Here is a 15,216-nt window from a genome sequence, read left to right as displayed (position 1 = left end):
GACTAGGGACTGTCCCGCGGATCATGCGCGGAGCCAGAGCATCGCGCTGACCAGCAGCAGGGTGGCTCGGTAGTAGGCGGCGCGCTTGGCGTAGCGGGTGGCCAGGGCGCGGAACTGCTTGAGCCGGTTGAAGCACCGTTCGACGACGTTGCGCTGCTTGTACCGGTCACGGTCGAACTTTGGCGGCCGCCCACCGGCCGACCCCCGGGTGCGCCGGTGCGCCCGCTGGTCGCGCTTCTCCGGAATCGAGTGGGTGATCCCGCGGCGGCGCAGCGCCCGGCGGGTGGAGGGATGGGAGTAGGCCTTGTCAGCGATCAGGTGATCGGGACGCTTGCGCGGCCGCCCTGGGCCCACTCGCGGTACCCGGATGCCGTCGAGCAGCGGCAGCAGCTGCGGGTTGTCCCCGGCCTGCCCGGGCGTGAGCAGCACGGCCATCGGCAGGCCGCGCCCGTCGACGGCCAGATGGATCTTGCTGGTCAGTCCGCCCCGGGAGCGGCCAAGGGCCTCCCCGTCGACCGCGAGGGCTTCGACCGGTGCACTGCAGCCCCCTTTTTCCGGGCGCCGGCGGCGTGCTGGTGGGCCCGGACCGAGGAGGAGTCCACGCTGATCGTCCACTCCACCGCGCCGACCGCGTCATCCTTGACCACCACGTGCTCGAAGATGCGATCCCAGGTGCCGTCGGCGGTCCACCGGCGCAGCCGCTCGTGCGCGGTCTTCCACGGCCCGTACCGATCGGGCAGGTCACGCCATGGCACGCCGGTGTTGGCCTGCCACAGGATCGCGTTGATCACCTGCCGGTGATCGCGCCACCGCCCGCCCCGACCGCCGGTGGCAGGCAGCAGCGGCTCGATCCGAGCCCAGGCGGCGTCGGTGAGTTCATGTCGGCCGACCATCAACCAAGCCTGAATCACACCGATGCAAGATCGCCAGGACAGTCCCTAGTTGACCTTCGTCGTCACCGGCCCCGTCGTCATCTTGGACAGCTCACGCTGGGGCTGCTGCTGGCACGAGTACACGGGCACCGTCAGCATCCGGCAGTGACGACCTGCGCCCTCGACCGCCGACGCGCCCCAGCCGCAGCGTTGATGCCGTGTTGCCGACCGCGGCCGTAATCCCGCCCGGATGCATGCTGCCACCGGCCGAGCCGCGCACGACGCAGCTAGCCCCCGGCCCGCACCCTGAACGGCAGTCGCCAGTGATCTTTCGACTGATCGTTAATCCACAACTGTCACACGTAGCTACAGCCGGGTACCAGCGGAATTGGAGCCAGGTTGAGCGCCATGGGTGCATCGATGTCGACGCCCGGCGGCAGCCCTGGCGGGTGTCCCACTTCAAGGTCGCCCGTGAACTCGATTGGGGCTGACTGCACCTGGCCGTCGTCGCCGACAAACTCTGGGGCTCGATTGTCCTCATCTAAGGTCTGTCCTGCGAATCATGTGCGCCACGACTGCGATGTGTCGACCTCAGCCGTAGTCGTGGAACCAGCGCCAGGTGACCGTAGCCGCCACCCGAACCCATCGTCGTACAGCTGCCACGCCGCCTGCTCACCGGGCCACCAGTGGCCGCCGGCCAAGATCCGGACGTCACAGGGCAGGTTGAACAGCTGTAAGTGGACAAGGCGGAGTGGGGCGGACACTCGGCTGGTCCAGCCGTGCAGGAGGATCGGGACGCGACACGACGGACGCGTGTGAGCCCGTCGTTTACGGGACTGTGGCTGGGCGTGGGGCGCCGTCGGCTCGGCCGATGGGTCGCGCGGGGATGCCCCCGACGATCGCGCCGGGTTCGACGTCTCGGGTGACCACCGCGTTGGCCGCGATGACCGCGTTGTCGCCGATCGTGACGCCGGCCAGCACCGTGGCCTTGGCGCCCACCCACACGTTCCGGCCGATGACGACGGGCTTGGTCTCGAAGCCCCGGTGTGCGATCGCCACGTCGTCGCCGCCCATGACGTGGTTCTCGTCGTGGATCGACACGTACTCACCGAAGATGCAGTTGTCGCCGATGGTCACGGACTCGTGGACGGTCAGCGTGCCGCCTCGGCTGAACCAGATGTGGTTGCCCAGGATCGTCGACGAGCCCTCGTGGAAGTGGCCGGTGAAGTCCGGTCCGAAGGAGACCTTGGTGCCGGTGACCAGCGTGGCCGTGCGCGCGATGCGGAAGTCGGCTCGCTGGTCGAGGTTGAAGCGGTGTCCCTGCACGCCGGGGTGGCGCCGTCGGAGCCACTGGTAGCGCACGAGGCGCGCGGCGTTCTGTGCGGTGAAGAGGCGCTGAGCTGCTGGTTGTTCCACCTAGATCTCCTGGTCGGCTGGCCATGGCGGTACGAGGGCTCGTCACTCATTGACCAGGGCGATGGGGTTGGCCAGGGCGGTGAGGACGAGGGGGAGCGTTGCGGCGATGGGGTCGCTGGCCGTGCAGGTTGCCGTGATGTGCAGGGTGCCTGCTAGTTCTCGGAACTGCACGGTCACGCTTCGGGAGCTGGCCGGGGTGGCGGCGCTGAGGAACACGGCGGTGTCGGCGGAGCCGGTCCACGGCCACTCCCGCGTGGCTGCGGAGCCGGCGACGTGGCTGAGGTAGTACGCCCGCTGACACCACACGCCTTCCCCTACCGCGGGCGACGGGGTGGGAGTACCGGCTCGTAAGCCCCCGAGCGTCAAGGCGGCCAGGGGCCACGTGGAGTCGAGCACCGCCCGCACCGCCCGGCCCGCGTCGCCGGCGTCGAGCAGAGACGGCGGGCGGAGGTACACGCTCTGCGCGAAGTTGCCCCATATCTCGGCGAAGGCAGGTGAGCCGTAGCGGCGGGTGTCGACCAGGAACCAGAAGCCGTCGGGGAGGTCGCCCACGTGTTCGGCGACGGCCCGGAACCACAGGCTGGACAGCAACGCCGCCATGCTGACCGAGGTCCCCGTTGCATCCCGCCAGCGGCGCAGCGCGTCGATGGGTCCGCGGTGGACCCGCTGGTACAGGACCCGGAAGTCACAGCTCGTCGGGATTGTCGGTGACGAGGCTCGTTCGGCCTGGATCGCCGCTCGAGCCTGCCGCCGTGCCCGCGCAGCAGTGATGAGTGTCTGCGGCTGCCGGGCCACGTGGCCGCCGAGGAGCCGGAGGACGTCGGAGGTCTGCGTCCGGCCCGCCACGGCGCTCAGGTCCGGGACCGCCTCGGTGAGCAGCTTGCCCAGCAGGAGGGTCATGCTCCGGCCATCGCCGAGCACGTGCGAGGCGCCGACGGCTACGTGTTCGGGCCCGACGACGATCTGCAGCGGTTCGGCTCGATGCGGTAGAAGCTGCGCGCCCAAGGCAGGGGCACTGCGGGCGGTCAGCTGCGGGTCTTCGCTGACGAGGTTGCTGACGTGCGCGGCCAGGTTGGGTCGACTGACGCGTTCCCAAGTGCCGTTGGCTCGCAGTCGCGACAGGAACGGATGATCCGGGTCCCGTTCCGTGAGCCGCAGCAGAGCGGTGCGCACGGCGTCTGCTGTCGGTGGGAGCACCGGCCCGACGACTCGCGCGGTCCGGGTGCTCGTCCAGTGCCGGTCGAACAACGCGGGGCGACCGTTGGTGCCTCGTCGCACGGGCAGGCCCGCTGTCGCCACCACAGAAGATTGTTGCCCACGCACAGGACGCCCACACCCGTCCTCGGTGAGCTTGGCCGCCCTGAGGGACGTAGGTGGTGGCGCACAAGATCCCCAGGACAGGCCTTAGTCCGTGGTGAGCGGACCGGCCGACTGCGCCCACACTGACGGGTCGGGGATCGCTGCCGCAGCAGCCTGCCGCGTGCGGCACTCCTCGTCGGCCAGCGCGGCGGCGATGCTGCGCTGCAGGACGTCGACCAGGGCGGCGACGCGCTCCGGGACGGCGTAGCCCTTCGCCCGCTGCGCCCGGATCGACCCCTCAAGCGCGCGTAGGACGTCCGCGCGGGCCTGCACGGACGTCAGCAGCAGCCCGGCCGGGCCCAGGTCGAGGACGTGAGCGTCGACGTCGGCCCTCGGCAGCACCGGCCGGCGGGGAGGCGATCCGTAGGTCATGGCCGGCGCTCACCTTCTGTTACTGCCCCTGTGGCCAAGATTTTTCGACGAGAAAAGGGGGGGAATGGACACTGAGCGGCATGGGGTGTCCGGGGGGGCCCTCGGATTTTGCCTCACCCCCCTCCTGACCTGCGCGTTTATCACGGCGCGGTCAGCGCGGAGGGATGGTGGGGCGAAAGTGCCCCGTTCCGGCGGTGTAGTCGATGAGCCAGCCCTCGCGGACCCATCCGGCGTCCGGGTCACCGATACGGCCGTCGCGGCTGCTGTCATCTCTGGACCGGTTGCACACCGACAACATGAGGCGATCGGCTGCGCCTCGATTGCCTTGTGCTCGCGACCAACTGTGATCGGCTTCTAGTGCTCGACCGTCGACGTTGCGGCTCGCGTCGCGCCACATCGGAAGGCCGGCGCGATTAGGTCGACACGGACAGGCTGCGCCGCACTTGTCGTCGGTCAAGCACGGACACGGCGAACCGTCGATGTGCTGAGCGAATAGTCGCGCTCGGTTCTCCCGATGGCGTCGACCAAGCTGCTGATCCTTACTGAGGTTTTCTCACCAGGAACTCACACCCAGTTGAAGGCGCGGTTGGCGTCGCTGGTCAGGGCTTTAGCGATTCGTCAGCGACTTCGGGCGCGGGCCCTCGGCGCAGGCTCCCGGCAGGCGGCACTCAATACTCCGCTGACACAGGGGCCTGACCTGCAGCGATGCCCCTCCCAGACGTCCACGGACGGCGAATCCTGGTGAGAAAACCTCACTGAGTCCGTTCGCCTGTCGCCTCGGCTGTCGGTTGTTCATGGCTGCTGTCTCCTAATCCGCGTGTTGCTGTGATCGTGAACGGCTGGGCTGACGTTGCGCTCGAACCTGTGACGTGTTGCTGTCCGTGCTCGTGTGCTGACGTGTGGCTCGTGCTCGTGGTGCTGCGCCTCGGTGACCTCGTGGTCGGTGTCCCCGAGCTGGGCTGGGGTGCGTGGCCGGCCTGGTGCACTCGGTTGGGTGGGGACCCCGCCGGTCGAGGGCGTGCACCGGGCCGGGGGTGGGCTGCTCGGACGGAGGGCGCCCGTGTCGGGGGATGCTTCTGAGTCCAGGACCAGGGCGGGTCTGGGTCACGGCCGATGGCCGGGGCATGGGGCGGGGCTGGCAGGGGCGCTGCGGCGGGCACAGGGCCGGGGATGGGGGTTGTCCGCGGCGCCGACCGGCGGCTCGCTCGGCTCGCTCCCGCGGCAGCAGCGGGCACCTCGGCGCGGGGCCACGCGGCACCTGCGCCGAGCGCCGGCTTCGTTGACCACCGGTGCGCTCGGCTAGCCACCGTGCACCGCCAGGTGCCAGGCCATGACCAGGCAGAACAAGCGCACGGCGAACATCAGCAGCCCGGGCGGCGCGGGGCACCCCCTGCCAGGTGGTGGGTCGTCGAACGGGGGCGGTGTCTCGCGTCCTACGTCTCACGGTGTGCCACGTCCTGTGTGCCAGTGCAGGTTCTTCACCAGCTCGGTCGAGTGGGGTGCAGGCGGGTCCTGCATGTTGCCGCGGGTAATCGCCGTCATGGCGCGCAGGACGGCGCCGTCGATGCCCTGACCGGGCCGCCGCTGCGGCTCGGGGCCGGGCGTCGGCCTCCTCGGTCAGCCCCAACTCAGCGGCGGTCACGACGGGTACACGTCGGCAGCGGCCAGCTGCAGGCAGCGATCAGTCATCGGAACCACCGGCGGCCGACCGCTCCAACTCCAACTCGGCCAACAGCTCCCGCTCGTCCGGGGCGAGGTCGGCGTGTCCGTTCTCGGGCGTCGTCCACCTGTTCCCCCACTCCCTGGCCGCCCGCCTGTCCTGCCTGTCCTGTCCTGTCCTGTGTTTCTGGTTCGGATTCCGGTCGGAAGTCCGGTCGGAAGTCCCTGGGGACACCGGCTCCGCCCGGGCTTCCTCGCGCTTCCGGCGCTTGCGCTCACGATCAGCGGCGCGCTCCGCCTCGCGGGCGGCCTCGGCGGCCTCCAACTGCTCCCGGCTGGTCTGGGTCAAGGCGAAGTCGACGAGGGTCAGCCGGTCGCCGTCCACCTCGACCAGCTCCATGCGCTCCAACGCGGGCACGTCCTCGCGGCGGGTGCAGGGGATGAGGTCCAGGTCGGTGAGGTCGATGACCCCATCGGTCCGGTTCGCCACCGCGAACAGGAGGAGCTGCGTGAACGTCCGGTAGGCGTCGCCGCTGATGCGGAGCAGCCGCCGGTCGAGCAGCCACCGCTCGGGCAGTCGGGCGTCGGTCATCGGTCTACCGCCTTCACGGTCACGGTGCAGTGCTGGAAGTGCTCGGCGGCGGTGACCACGTCGTCGGCCCGGCTGGCCGGCACCATCCACGCGCGGCGCCGGTGGTCCCACGGGCGCTGAGTGATCTGCGCGGCGTCCAGCAGGGCGACCACCCGGTCTCCGTGCAGCCAGGCGGTGCGGCGGCCGACCTCGATGTGCAGGAGGGTCGGGCGGGGGCGGGTCCGTCCGCGGCGCGGGCGGGGGAACAGGGCCGGGGTGCTCACGCCGTTCGCCTTCCGGCTCGAATGCCGTCGCGGACGCCGCGGCTGACCACGGTCTCGACCTCGGCCGGCGGGAGCCCGGTGGACAGCGCGGCCTCGGCGATGACCGACACGGCCGTTTCCTCGTCCACGCGGCCGGCGGCCACGTCCTGACCGGCTCGGTACGCCGCCCACGAGGCGGTGTCGTTCCTGGTGCCCTCGACCGCCTCGCCGACGGTGCGGGCCAACCCGGACAGGCAGCCCACCCCGGTGGGCAGGACCCTCGCTTGCACGGACCGACCGGTGGGCTGGCGGGTCGGTGGGCGCAGCCACTCGGGCAGCTCCGGCGGCGGGGTCCCCAGTGAGGTCAGCCACCGGTAGCGGCCGGCGGGCACCGTCGAGGGCGCGACGACGACGTACGACCTCCCGGCGCGGACGTCGATACCCGGGCCGATGAGCCCGGCCGACGGGCCAATGTCGTCGACCGCCCGGAACAGGATGTGCCGACCACCGGATGGTGTGAGCTGCTGCGGCCCCTCGGGCAGTTCTGCACCGGCGGCGAGGTCGGCGAGCGTGACCTCACCGTCGACCCCGGCGGCGTGCCCGCGGTCGATGTCCACGACGAGGAGACCGCTTGCACCGGTCACCACCCCGAGGTTGCACCGTCCGCCGAGGCGAGCCACGCGGTCGGCCAGCTCGCCCGGATCGGTGATGGGGTCGAGGACCCCGCGCGTCCCCCGCAGGGGCAGCTTCGTCTCCGGCGCCAGCAGCAGCAGTCGCCACCCGAGGTCGAGGTAAACGCGCCCCCAGCGGGTGACCCCGACCGCCTCCCCGGCGGTCACCGGGCACCTCGCAGGGCGGATCGCAGGACGTCCTCGGCTCGACACCCCGGAATCGACACGGACTCGGCGGCCAGCACCAAAGCAGCGACGGTGGTCCGGTCGGCCCCGCGGTTGACTAGCTCGGCGGCGGGGGTGGCCGCGGTCGTGAACCTGGCCTCCGCGGGACGGTCCCGGCCGCCGGTGACGTAGCCGATCAGCCCGGCGAGCAGGCGGCGGCTGGAACTGTAGGTGGTGTTCGTAACCTGGCGGGTGACGTTGGGCGGCGTGGTGGTCGATCCGGCGTCCTGGCCCTCGGCGTTCCCGACGCCGGGGGCCTCGCCGTTCCCCGAGGTCACCGGGACCTGGTAGCGGTGACCCCGCTCCGGGGCGCGGTCTCGGTCTGCGCGGTGACCCACGCGGCGACCTCGGCGGGGGAGTACCGGAGGTGCTTCCCGACGCGGACGGCCCGTGGGCCGTCGTGGGTGGTACGCCAGTTGTAGAGGGTCCGCAGTGGCACGCCGAGGTAGTCGGCGACCTCCGGGGGGGTCAGTAGCCTGTCGCCCATCACGTCCTCTGTTCCCAAGTCGGAACCAGATGTTTCCGGTTATGGTGTCTAGCGTGCACGCCGTTGACCGTCTCCACAAGCGCATGTAGCGTCTCTAATGTGGAGACAGGTGAACAGGTCACCGGGCCGAGCGAGCGGGTGGCGCGGAACGTGCGCGAGTTGCGGGAGCTGCGGCGGCTGACCGTCCGCGACCTAGCCGCGCGGCTGCGGGAGATCGACCACCAGCCGCTCAGCCACCCGTCGGCCGTCAGCAAGGTCGAGAACGGGGACCGGCGGGTCAACGCAGACGACCTCGTGGCGCTGGCCGTCGCTCTGGACGTGAGCCCGAACCGGCTCCTCCTCGACGGCGGAGCCAGCGAGAGCGAGCCCGTGCAGCTCACCCCCGCCGTGGTGGTCCCCCAGGCCGATGCGTGGCGATGGGTCACCGGAGAGCAGCAGCTACCCCAGCGAGAGCCCAAGAGCTTCGAGGACCTCGTCGCCGAGGGAGACTTCATCCGCACCAACCGGCCACACGACCCGCCCAGTGCGCTGACGACGAACCAGCTCAGGGAACACATCGAGGCCGGGCACCTGGCCGCCCTGCGCGAGGGCTACACCGCGGCACGAGACGCGGGCCTGACCCACAGCGATGCGCGCGACTACCTCGACCTGTTGCGAACCTTCGACGACCTCGCCACCTGGGGCGAGCGGCAGCGCACCCGGACCGAGCGAGAGGACGGCTGACCGTGGCGAGCATCGCGCCCCGGAGCAGCACCCGGAACGGGAAGACGATCAAAGTCTATGACGCCCGGTACCGGGACCCCTCGGGGCGGCAGCGCAAGAAGACGTTCACCAAGAAGGGCGACGCCGAGCGGTTCGCTGCCGCCGTCGAGACGGACAAGGCGCGCGGACAGTACGTTGACCTCTCGGACCGGACCACGGTCGCCGCGTACGCGCGGGCGTGGGCCGAAGCCCGACCGCACCGGGCGTCCACGGCCAGCCGGACGGCCTCCCTCATCGACGTGCACATCGCCGGGACCGCGCTGGGCGGCCGGCGGCTGGCCGACGTGCGGCCCTCGGAGGTACAGGCGTGGGCGGCCGACCGATCCCGCGCGCTGGCCCCATCCACGCTTCGCCTGCTGGTGTCGACGCTGCGGTCCATCTACACGAGCGCCGTCCTCGACCGGCTGATCGCCTCCTCCCCGGTGGTGCGGGTGCAGCTTCCCCGCTCCGAGCGGGCCAGGGTCGTCCCGCTGACCGTCGACCAGGTGCGGGCGCTGGCCGAGGCGATGCCCGCCCGGACGCGGGCGATGGTGCTCACTCAGGCCGGGCTCGGCCTGCGGGTCGGGGAGCTGCTGGCACTGCGGGTGAGTGACGTGGACTTCCTGCGCCGCACGGCGCGGGTGGAGTTCCAGGTCGCGCCCCGCAGCAAGGTCCGCACGGACCCAAAGACGCCGCGGTCGAGGCGGACGGTGCCGCTGCCCGCCGTGGTGGCCGATGCGCTGGCGGCGCACCTCGCCGAGTTCGGGGCCGGGGACGACGGGTCGATCTTCACCACGGCGACGGCGGGGACGTTCTACACCCGCGAGCGTTACGGCGAGCTGTTCGCGGCGGCGGTCGGGCGCGCCGGGCTCCGGGCGGGCACCAGCAGCCACGACCTGCGCCACCACTACGCGTCGGTGCTGCTGGCAGCCGGTGAGTCGGTGGTGGCGGTGGCCGAACGGCTGGGCCACGAGAACGCCTCGCTCGTCTTGAGCACCTACGGCCATTTGATGCCTGACAGTGAGGACCGGACCCGGCGTGCGGTCGACGAGGCGTGGTCTGGCACCGTGCTCGGCGGCGGCCGGCGGCCCGGTGATCCCGGCCGGCGGGGCTAGTGTGCCACCGGTGTGCCATCGGGGCAGGCGGTGAGATGCTGACCTGCGGAAACGGGAGGGACCATGCAGTTCGGTCGGTACTACGAGGAGTTCGAGGTCGGGGCGGTCTACAAGCACTGGCCCGGGAAGACCGTCACCGAGTACGACGACCACCTGTTCTGCCTGCTCACGATGAACCACCACCCGCTGCACCTGGACAGCCACTACGCGGCGGAGACCACCGACTTCGGCAAGAACGTCGTCGTCGGCAACTACGTGTACTCGCTGCTGCTCGGCATGAGCGTCCCGGACGTGTCGGGCAAGGCCATCGCCAACCTGGAGGTCGAGTCGCTGCGGCACGTCGCGCCGACCTTCCACGGCGACACGATCTACGGCGAGACGACGGTGCTGGACAAGACCGAGTCGAGGTCGAAGGACGACCGCGGCGTCGTCCACGTCGAGACCATCGGCTACAAGCAGGACGGCACGGTCGTCTGCGTCTTCCGGCGCAAGGTCATGGTGCCCAAGCGCTCCTACGGCGAGGCCCGCGGCGGCGAGCAGCCCGGCCGCCCGGAGCCGGCCGCCCGCTGACCGCACCGATGGGCCCCGACGGGCGGCGGGCGCCGGCTCAGCCGGGCAGGGCGCCCCAGCCGCGCAGCGTCGCCACCAGGCCCGGCGTGCAGGCCAGGCGGTCGAGGTCGGCGGCGTCGGCGAAGGTGACGGCGTCGGCGTCGTCGCCGGGCACCGGCTCGGCGCGGGCCCCGGTCAGCGTGCAGACGAGGTCGACGACGTCGTAGACGACGCCGTCGCCCGGGATCGTGATCCGCCCGACCGGCTCGCCGGCGCGGACGGCCAGTCCGGTCTCCTCCTGCACCTCCCGCTCCACGGCCTCGGCCAGCGACTCGCCCGGCTCCACCCGACCACCGGGCACCGACCACAGCCCGCGGCCAGGGGCGTTGCGCCGGCGCACGAGCAGCAGCCGGCCGGCGTCGTCGAGCACCACGGCCCCCACGCAGGCCTGCACCGGCAGCGCGGGGACGGCGGGCGCGCCGGGGGCGTCGCCGGCGGGGGAGGCGGGCACGCGCGCAGGGTACGGCGGCGCGCCGGAGGGCGCCGTCCTGCGCTTGACGTAGGCCCGCGGTGACAGGACGGTGTGACCCGATGAGCGCCTCCCCGGTCTGCCCCCGCTGCGGCGAGCCGCTGGTGGTGCGTCCCGGGGACTCCGCGCAGGCCTGGTGCCACGTCCACGGCGCCGTCACACCCCTGCACCACACCGCGCTGATCGCGCACGACGCCATCGCCGCGGTCACCGCCGACGCCCGCGTGCCCGCGTGGGTCCCCGACCCGGTGCCCTCGGGCTGGTCGGTCACCGGTCTGGCCTGGGGCGGCGAGCCCGGCGCCCGGGCCATCGTCGTCGGGTGCGCCGGCCCCGCACCGCTGGGCGGGTCGGCCGAGCTGGTGCTCGTCGCCGAGGAGCCGGGGATGGGGGTCGGCTGCGGTTACGCCGGCCTGCCCGGTCTCGACCCCGGCGACGTCATCACCGGGCCCTCCTCGGCGTCGGTCGAGGCCGCCGGCCAGCACGCGCCGCTGTGGGCCGTGCCCACCTCCGACGACCGGGCCGCCTTCGTCGGCGAGGCCTACGGCGTGTGGCTGTGGCTGGTCATGTGGCCGATGTCGGCGGGCTGGCTCCTGGCCGAGGAGATGGAGCTGCTCGACCTGCGCGAGCGGCTCTACCCCGACCTGCCGCTGGGGCCGCCCAGCGAGCACCTGCTGCCGGGGGAGTGAACGGACCGGTCCGCCCCGGCGTGTCCGGTCGGGGGCCGCTGGGGCCTGTGTTACGCATGGGCCGGCCTCCGGGCCGACCCGCGCGGGCGCCCGCGTCCGCGGGTCCGAGCCGATCCCCGGAGGTGGCGGTGCTGAAGAAGGTGCTCGTCTGGCTGGCCGTCGCCTTCGTCGTCTTCTACGTCATCCAGCAGCCGGAGGCGTCGGCCGACGTGGTGCGCAACGCCGGCCAGTTCCTGGGCGATGCCGCCTCCTCGCTGGCCTCGTTCATCGGCTCCCTCGTCTAGGCGACCGTGACCGGGCCGGCGCGCGCGGTCGACGGCCACCCACCGCGGTGGGCCAAGGACGCCGCCAAGTACCTCCTCCCCGGCGAGGAGGCCGTCGTGGCCACCCGCCGGCACTGGGCGGTGCTGCTGGAGCCGGCGGCCAAGCGCCTCCCGGTGCTCCTCGGAGGCCTGTGGCTGCTCACCCTCGACCCGGACCGGGTCGGTGCCACCGTCGGGGTGCTCGTCGTCACCTGGGCACTCGGGTCCTTCGCCCTGCGGGCCAGCGAGTGGTGGATGCGGCACTTCATCGTCACCCGCCGCCGCGTGCTGCTGACCTCGGGGATCGTCGCCCGCACCGTCACCCTGCTGCCGCTGCGCCGGATCACCGACCTGACCTGGAAGGAGACGCTGCTCGGGCAGCTGCTCGGCTACGGCACCTTCCGCTTCGAGTCGGCCGGCCAGCAGCAGGCGCTGTCGCAGATCACCTTCCTGCCGCGGGCCGACCGGCTCTACCACCAGGTCAGTGCACTGCTGTTCGGCAACGACCGGGGGAGCGCGGTGTCCGGCGACGACGAGGGCGACGCCCAGGGCGACGCCGAGCCGCCCGGCGGCAGCCGGAGCGGCCGGCACGACACCCAGCCCATCCCCGGTGCCGGCACCCTCCGCGAGGACGGTCCCGCGCCGGCCTGAGCGCCCCGGCCTGAGCGCCCCGGCCTGAGCGCCCCGGTGGGAGCTGGGGGACGCTGGACGCCGATGCGCATCGACCTGCACACCCACTCGTCGGTGTCCGACGGCACGGAGGGGCCCGCGCAGCTGCTGGCCACCGCCTCCGCCGCCGGCCTCGACGTCGTCGCCCTCACCGACCACGACACCACCGCCGGGTGGGCGCAGGCCCAGGCCGCCCGGCCCGCCGGCCTGACCGTCGTCCCGGGCCTGGAGCTGTCCTGCCGGTGGTTCCCGGCCGACCGGCCGCCGGTCAGCGTGCACCTGCTGGCCTACCTGTTCGACCCCGCGCACCCCGGCCTGGCCGCCGAGCTGACCCGGCTGCGCGCCGAGCGGCTCAGCCGCGGCGAGCGGATCGTCGGCGCGCTCGCCGCCGCCGGCTACCCGGTCGCGTGGGAGCGGGTCGTCGCGGCCAGCGGCGGCGGGGTGGTGGGCCGGCCGCACGTGGCCCGCGCGCTGGTCGAGGCCGGCGTCGTCGGGTCGGTCGACGAGGCCTTCGCCGACCTGCTGCACCACCGTAGCCCCTTCCACGTCGCCAAGGCCGACACCGACGTCCTCGACGGGATCCGGCTGGTCCGCGCCGCCGGGGGCGTGCCGGTGTTCGCCCACGGCCTGGCCACCCGGCGGGGCCGCGTGGTCGATGACGCGGCGGTCGCCGCCATGGCCGGCGCCGGGCTGCTCGGCCTGGAGGTCGACCACCCCGACCACGGCCCCGCCGAGCGCGACCACCTGCGCGGCCTGGCCGGCGAGCTCGGGCTGCTCACCACCGGCTCCAGCGACTACCACGGCACCAACAAGACGACGCCGATCGCCGCCTGCACCACCCACCCGGCGCAGTACGAGGCGCTGCTGGCCGCCGGCACGGGCAGCGCGCCGCTCACCGACTGACGCCGGGGTCGGCACCGCCGGTTAGCGTGGCGGGCGTGGGAGGCGCGCAGCTGGAGATGCCGGGCATGCCGCAGCGGCTCTTCCCCGCGACGCCGAGCAAGCTGGCCACCTTCGCCGACTGCCCGCGCCGCTACCGCTACGCCTACGTCGACCGCCCCATGCCGCCCAAGGGCCCGCCGTGGGCGCACAACACCGTCGGCTCGGCGGTGCACGCGGCGCTGCGGTCGTGGTGGGAGCTGCCCCGCGGGCGTCGCACCGCCGGCGCCGCCCGGCAGCTGCTGTACGGCGTCTGGTCGGCCACCGGCTTCCGCGACGGCGAGCAGGCCGGGCGCTGGCGGGCCCGCGCGGCCGGCTGGCTCACCGACTACGTGGCCGGCCTCGACCCCGACGCCGAGCCGGTCGGCACCGAGCGGCAGGTCGCGGCCACCACGCAGCGGCTGGCGCTGTCGGGGCGGGTCGACCGGATCGACCAGCGCGGCGACGAGCTCGTCGTCGTCGACTACAAGACCGGCCGGGTGCCCAGCACCGACGACGAGGCGCGCGGGTCACCGGCGCTGGCCGTCTACGTCCTCGGTGTCCAGCGCACGCTGCGCCGGCCGTGCCGCCGGGTCGAGCTGCACCACCTGCCCAGCGGCACGGTGGCCGCCTTCGAGCACACCGAGCGATCGCTGGCCAACCACGTCCGGCGGGCCGAGGACGTCGCCGCCGACATCGCCGTCGCCACGACGGCCCTCGAGGACGGCGTCCCCGCGGACGAGGCGTTCCCCGCCGTGCCGGGCCGGCAGTGCGGCTGGTGCGACTTCCGGGCCAGCTGCCCGCCCGGCCGGGCGGCGACGCCGGCCCGCGAGCCGTGGAGCTTCCTGGCGGCCGACGACGACGCGGCGCCGACCCCGTCCTAGGGACTGTCCTGGCGATCTTGCATCGGTGTGATTCAGGCTTGGTTGATGGTCGGCCGACATGAACTCACCGACGCCGCCTGGGCTCGGATCGAGCCGCTGCTGCCTGCCACCGGCGGTCGGGGCGGGCGGTGGCGCGATCACCGGCAGGTGATCAACGCGATCCTGTGGCAGGCCAACACCGGCGTGCCATGGCGTGACCTGCCCGATCGGTACGGGCCGTGGAAGACCGCGCACGAGCGGCTGCGCCGGTGGACCGCCGACGGCACCTGGGATCGCATCTTCGAGCACGTGGTGGTCAAGGATGACGCGGTCGGCGCGGTGGAGTGGACGATCAGCGTGGACTCCTCCTCGGTCCGGGCCCACCAGCACGCCGCCGGCGCCCGGAAAAAGGGGGCTGCAGTGCACCGGTCGAAGCCCTCGCGGTCGACGGGGAGGCCCTTGGCCGCTCCCGGGGCGGACTGACCAGCAAGATCCATCTGGCCGTCGACGGGCGCGGCCTGCCGATGGCCGTGCTGCTCACGCCCGGGCAGGCCGGGGACAACCCGCAGCTGCTGCCGCTGCTCGACGGCATCCGGGTACCGCGAGTGGGCCCAGGGCGGCCGCGCAAGCGTCCCGATCACCTGATCGCTGACAAGGCCTACTCCCATCCCTCCACCCGCCGGGCGCTGCGCCGCCGCGGGATCACCCACTCGATTCCGGAGAAGCGCGACCAGCGGGCGCACCGGCGCACCCGGGGGTCGGCCGGTGGGCGGCCGCCAAAGTTCGACCGTGACCGGTACAAGCAGCGCAACGTCGTCGAACGGTGCTTCAACCGGCTCAAGCAGTTCCGCGCCCTGGCCACCCGCTACGCCAAGCGCGCCGCCTACTACCGAGCCACCCTGCTGCTGGTCAGCGCGATGCTCTGGCTCCGCGCATGATCCGCGGGACA

At 72.8% G+C, this 15,216-nt stretch carries 16 protein-coding genes and 3 pseudogenes; 9 read left to right on the top strand and 10 right to left on the bottom strand.

Annotation, left to right across the window (positions count from 1 at the left end; genetic code table 11):
- Nucleotides 1-21: 21 nt before the first annotated feature.
- From ACU616_RS03945 to ACU616_RS03905, 9 genes and pseudogenes are all read right to left on the bottom strand, one after another.
- A pseudogene (locus tag ACU616_RS03945) lies at nucleotides 22-893 on the bottom strand (IS5 family transposase).
- An 855-nt stretch (nucleotides 894-1,748) separates the two neighbouring features.
- A pseudogene (locus ACU616_RS03940) lies at nucleotides 1,749-1,892 on the bottom strand (DapH/DapD/GlmU-related protein); the annotation flags it as partial.
- A 438-nt stretch (nucleotides 1,893-2,330) separates the two neighbouring features.
- Nucleotides 2,331-3,461 (bottom strand): hypothetical protein, encoded by a 1,131-nt coding sequence (locus ACU616_RS03935; RefSeq protein ID WP_446757187.1) that lies wholly within the window; start codon nucleotides 3,459-3,461, stop codon nucleotides 2,331-2,333.
- Nucleotides 3,462-3,692: 231 nt separating this feature from the next.
- Nucleotides 3,693-4,019, bottom strand: coding sequence for a hypothetical protein (locus ACU616_RS03930; protein WP_446757186.1), 327 nt, complete (start codon nucleotides 4,017-4,019; stop codon nucleotides 3,693-3,695).
- A gap of 1,681 nt (nucleotides 4,020-5,700) precedes the next feature.
- Entirely contained in the window at nucleotides 5,701-6,270 is a 570-nt protein-coding gene (locus tag ACU616_RS03925) for a hypothetical protein (protein ID WP_446757185.1), read from the bottom strand.
- Nucleotides 6,267-6,533, bottom strand: coding sequence for a hypothetical protein (locus ACU616_RS03920; protein ID WP_446757184.1), 267 nt, complete (start codon nucleotides 6,531-6,533; stop codon nucleotides 6,267-6,269). Before ACU616_RS03920 ends, ACU616_RS03925 begins: the two co-directional genes overlap by 4 nt.
- A complete protein-coding gene (locus ACU616_RS03915; RefSeq protein ID WP_446757183.1) occupies nucleotides 6,530-7,351 on the bottom strand; it encodes a bifunctional DNA primase/polymerase in 822 nt (273 codons plus the stop codon). The genes ACU616_RS03920 and ACU616_RS03915 overlap by 4 nt, the downstream gene beginning before the upstream one ends.
- Nucleotides 7,348-7,686 carry a hypothetical protein gene (locus tag ACU616_RS03910; protein ID WP_446757182.1) on the bottom strand — a complete coding sequence of 113 codons (339 nt, stop codon included), beginning with the start codon at nucleotides 7,684-7,686 and terminating at the stop codon, nucleotides 7,348-7,350. Before ACU616_RS03910 ends, ACU616_RS03915 begins: the two co-directional genes overlap by 4 nt.
- Nucleotides 7,683-7,895, bottom strand: coding sequence for a helix-turn-helix transcriptional regulator (locus tag ACU616_RS03905; protein WP_446757181.1), 213 nt, complete (start codon nucleotides 7,893-7,895; stop codon nucleotides 7,683-7,685). Before ACU616_RS03905 ends, ACU616_RS03910 begins: the two co-directional genes overlap by 4 nt.
- A gap of 99 nt (nucleotides 7,896-7,994) precedes the next feature.
- Here ACU616_RS03905 and ACU616_RS03900 point away from each other — a divergent pair, with 99 nt between their 5' ends.
- From ACU616_RS03900 to ACU616_RS03890, 3 genes are all read left to right on the top strand, one after another.
- Nucleotides 7,995-8,618 carry a helix-turn-helix domain-containing protein gene (locus ACU616_RS03900; protein ID WP_446757180.1) on the top strand — a complete coding sequence of 208 codons (624 nt, stop codon included), beginning with the start codon at nucleotides 7,995-7,997 and terminating at the stop codon, nucleotides 8,616-8,618.
- 2 nt (nucleotides 8,619-8,620) lie between these two features.
- Nucleotides 8,621-9,751 carry a tyrosine-type recombinase/integrase gene (locus ACU616_RS03895; RefSeq protein WP_446757179.1) on the top strand — a complete coding sequence of 377 codons (1,131 nt, stop codon included), beginning with the start codon at nucleotides 8,621-8,623 and terminating at the stop codon, nucleotides 9,749-9,751.
- 63 nt (nucleotides 9,752-9,814) lie between these two features.
- Nucleotides 9,815-10,321 carry a MaoC family dehydratase gene (locus ACU616_RS03890; protein WP_446757178.1) on the top strand — a complete coding sequence of 169 codons (507 nt, stop codon included), beginning with the start codon at nucleotides 9,815-9,817 and terminating at the stop codon, nucleotides 10,319-10,321.
- Nucleotides 10,322-10,358: 37 nt separating this feature from the next.
- On the opposite strand, the gene ACU616_RS03885 is transcribed toward ACU616_RS03890, so the two are convergent.
- Nucleotides 10,359-10,811: an NUDIX hydrolase gene (locus ACU616_RS03885; protein WP_446757177.1), complete on the bottom strand. Its 453-nt coding sequence runs from the start codon at nucleotides 10,809-10,811 to the stop codon at nucleotides 10,359-10,361.
- An 80-nt stretch (nucleotides 10,812-10,891) separates the two neighbouring features.
- Between ACU616_RS03885 and ACU616_RS03880 the strand changes: the two genes are divergently transcribed.
- The 6 genes and pseudogenes from ACU616_RS03880 (at nucleotide 10,892) to ACU616_RS03855 (ending at nucleotide 15,205) form a co-directional block, all read left to right on the top strand.
- On the top strand, nucleotides 10,892-11,515 hold the full coding sequence (locus tag ACU616_RS03880) for a DUF6758 family protein (RefSeq protein ID WP_446757176.1): 624 nt from the start codon (nucleotides 10,892-10,894) through the stop codon (nucleotides 11,513-11,515).
- 128 nt (nucleotides 11,516-11,643) lie between these two features.
- A complete protein-coding gene (locus tag ACU616_RS03875) occupies nucleotides 11,644-11,799 on the top strand; it encodes a hypothetical protein (RefSeq protein WP_446757175.1) in 156 nt (51 codons plus the stop codon).
- Nucleotides 11,800-11,805: 6 nt separating this feature from the next.
- Nucleotides 11,806-12,468, top strand: coding sequence for a PH domain-containing protein (locus ACU616_RS03870; protein WP_446757174.1), 663 nt, complete (start codon nucleotides 11,806-11,808; stop codon nucleotides 12,466-12,468).
- A 63-nt stretch (nucleotides 12,469-12,531) separates the two neighbouring features.
- Entirely contained in the window at nucleotides 12,532-13,389 is an 858-nt protein-coding gene (locus ACU616_RS03865; RefSeq protein ID WP_446757173.1) for a PHP domain-containing protein, read from the top strand.
- A 35-nt stretch (nucleotides 13,390-13,424) separates the two neighbouring features.
- Nucleotides 13,425-14,288 (top strand): RecB family exonuclease, encoded by an 864-nt coding sequence (locus ACU616_RS03860; protein WP_446757172.1) that lies wholly within the window; start codon nucleotides 13,425-13,427, stop codon nucleotides 14,286-14,288.
- Nucleotides 14,289-14,333: 45 nt separating this feature from the next.
- Nucleotides 14,334-15,205, top strand: a pseudogene (locus tag ACU616_RS03855) (IS5 family transposase).
- Nucleotides 15,206-15,216 lie beyond the last annotated feature (11 nt).

The sequence above is a fragment of the Geodermatophilus sp. URMC 62 genome (assembly GCF_052931475.1).
The sequence above is the reverse complement of the archived record's forward strand: the minus strand, read 5'-3'. Positions and strand labels throughout refer to the sequence as shown.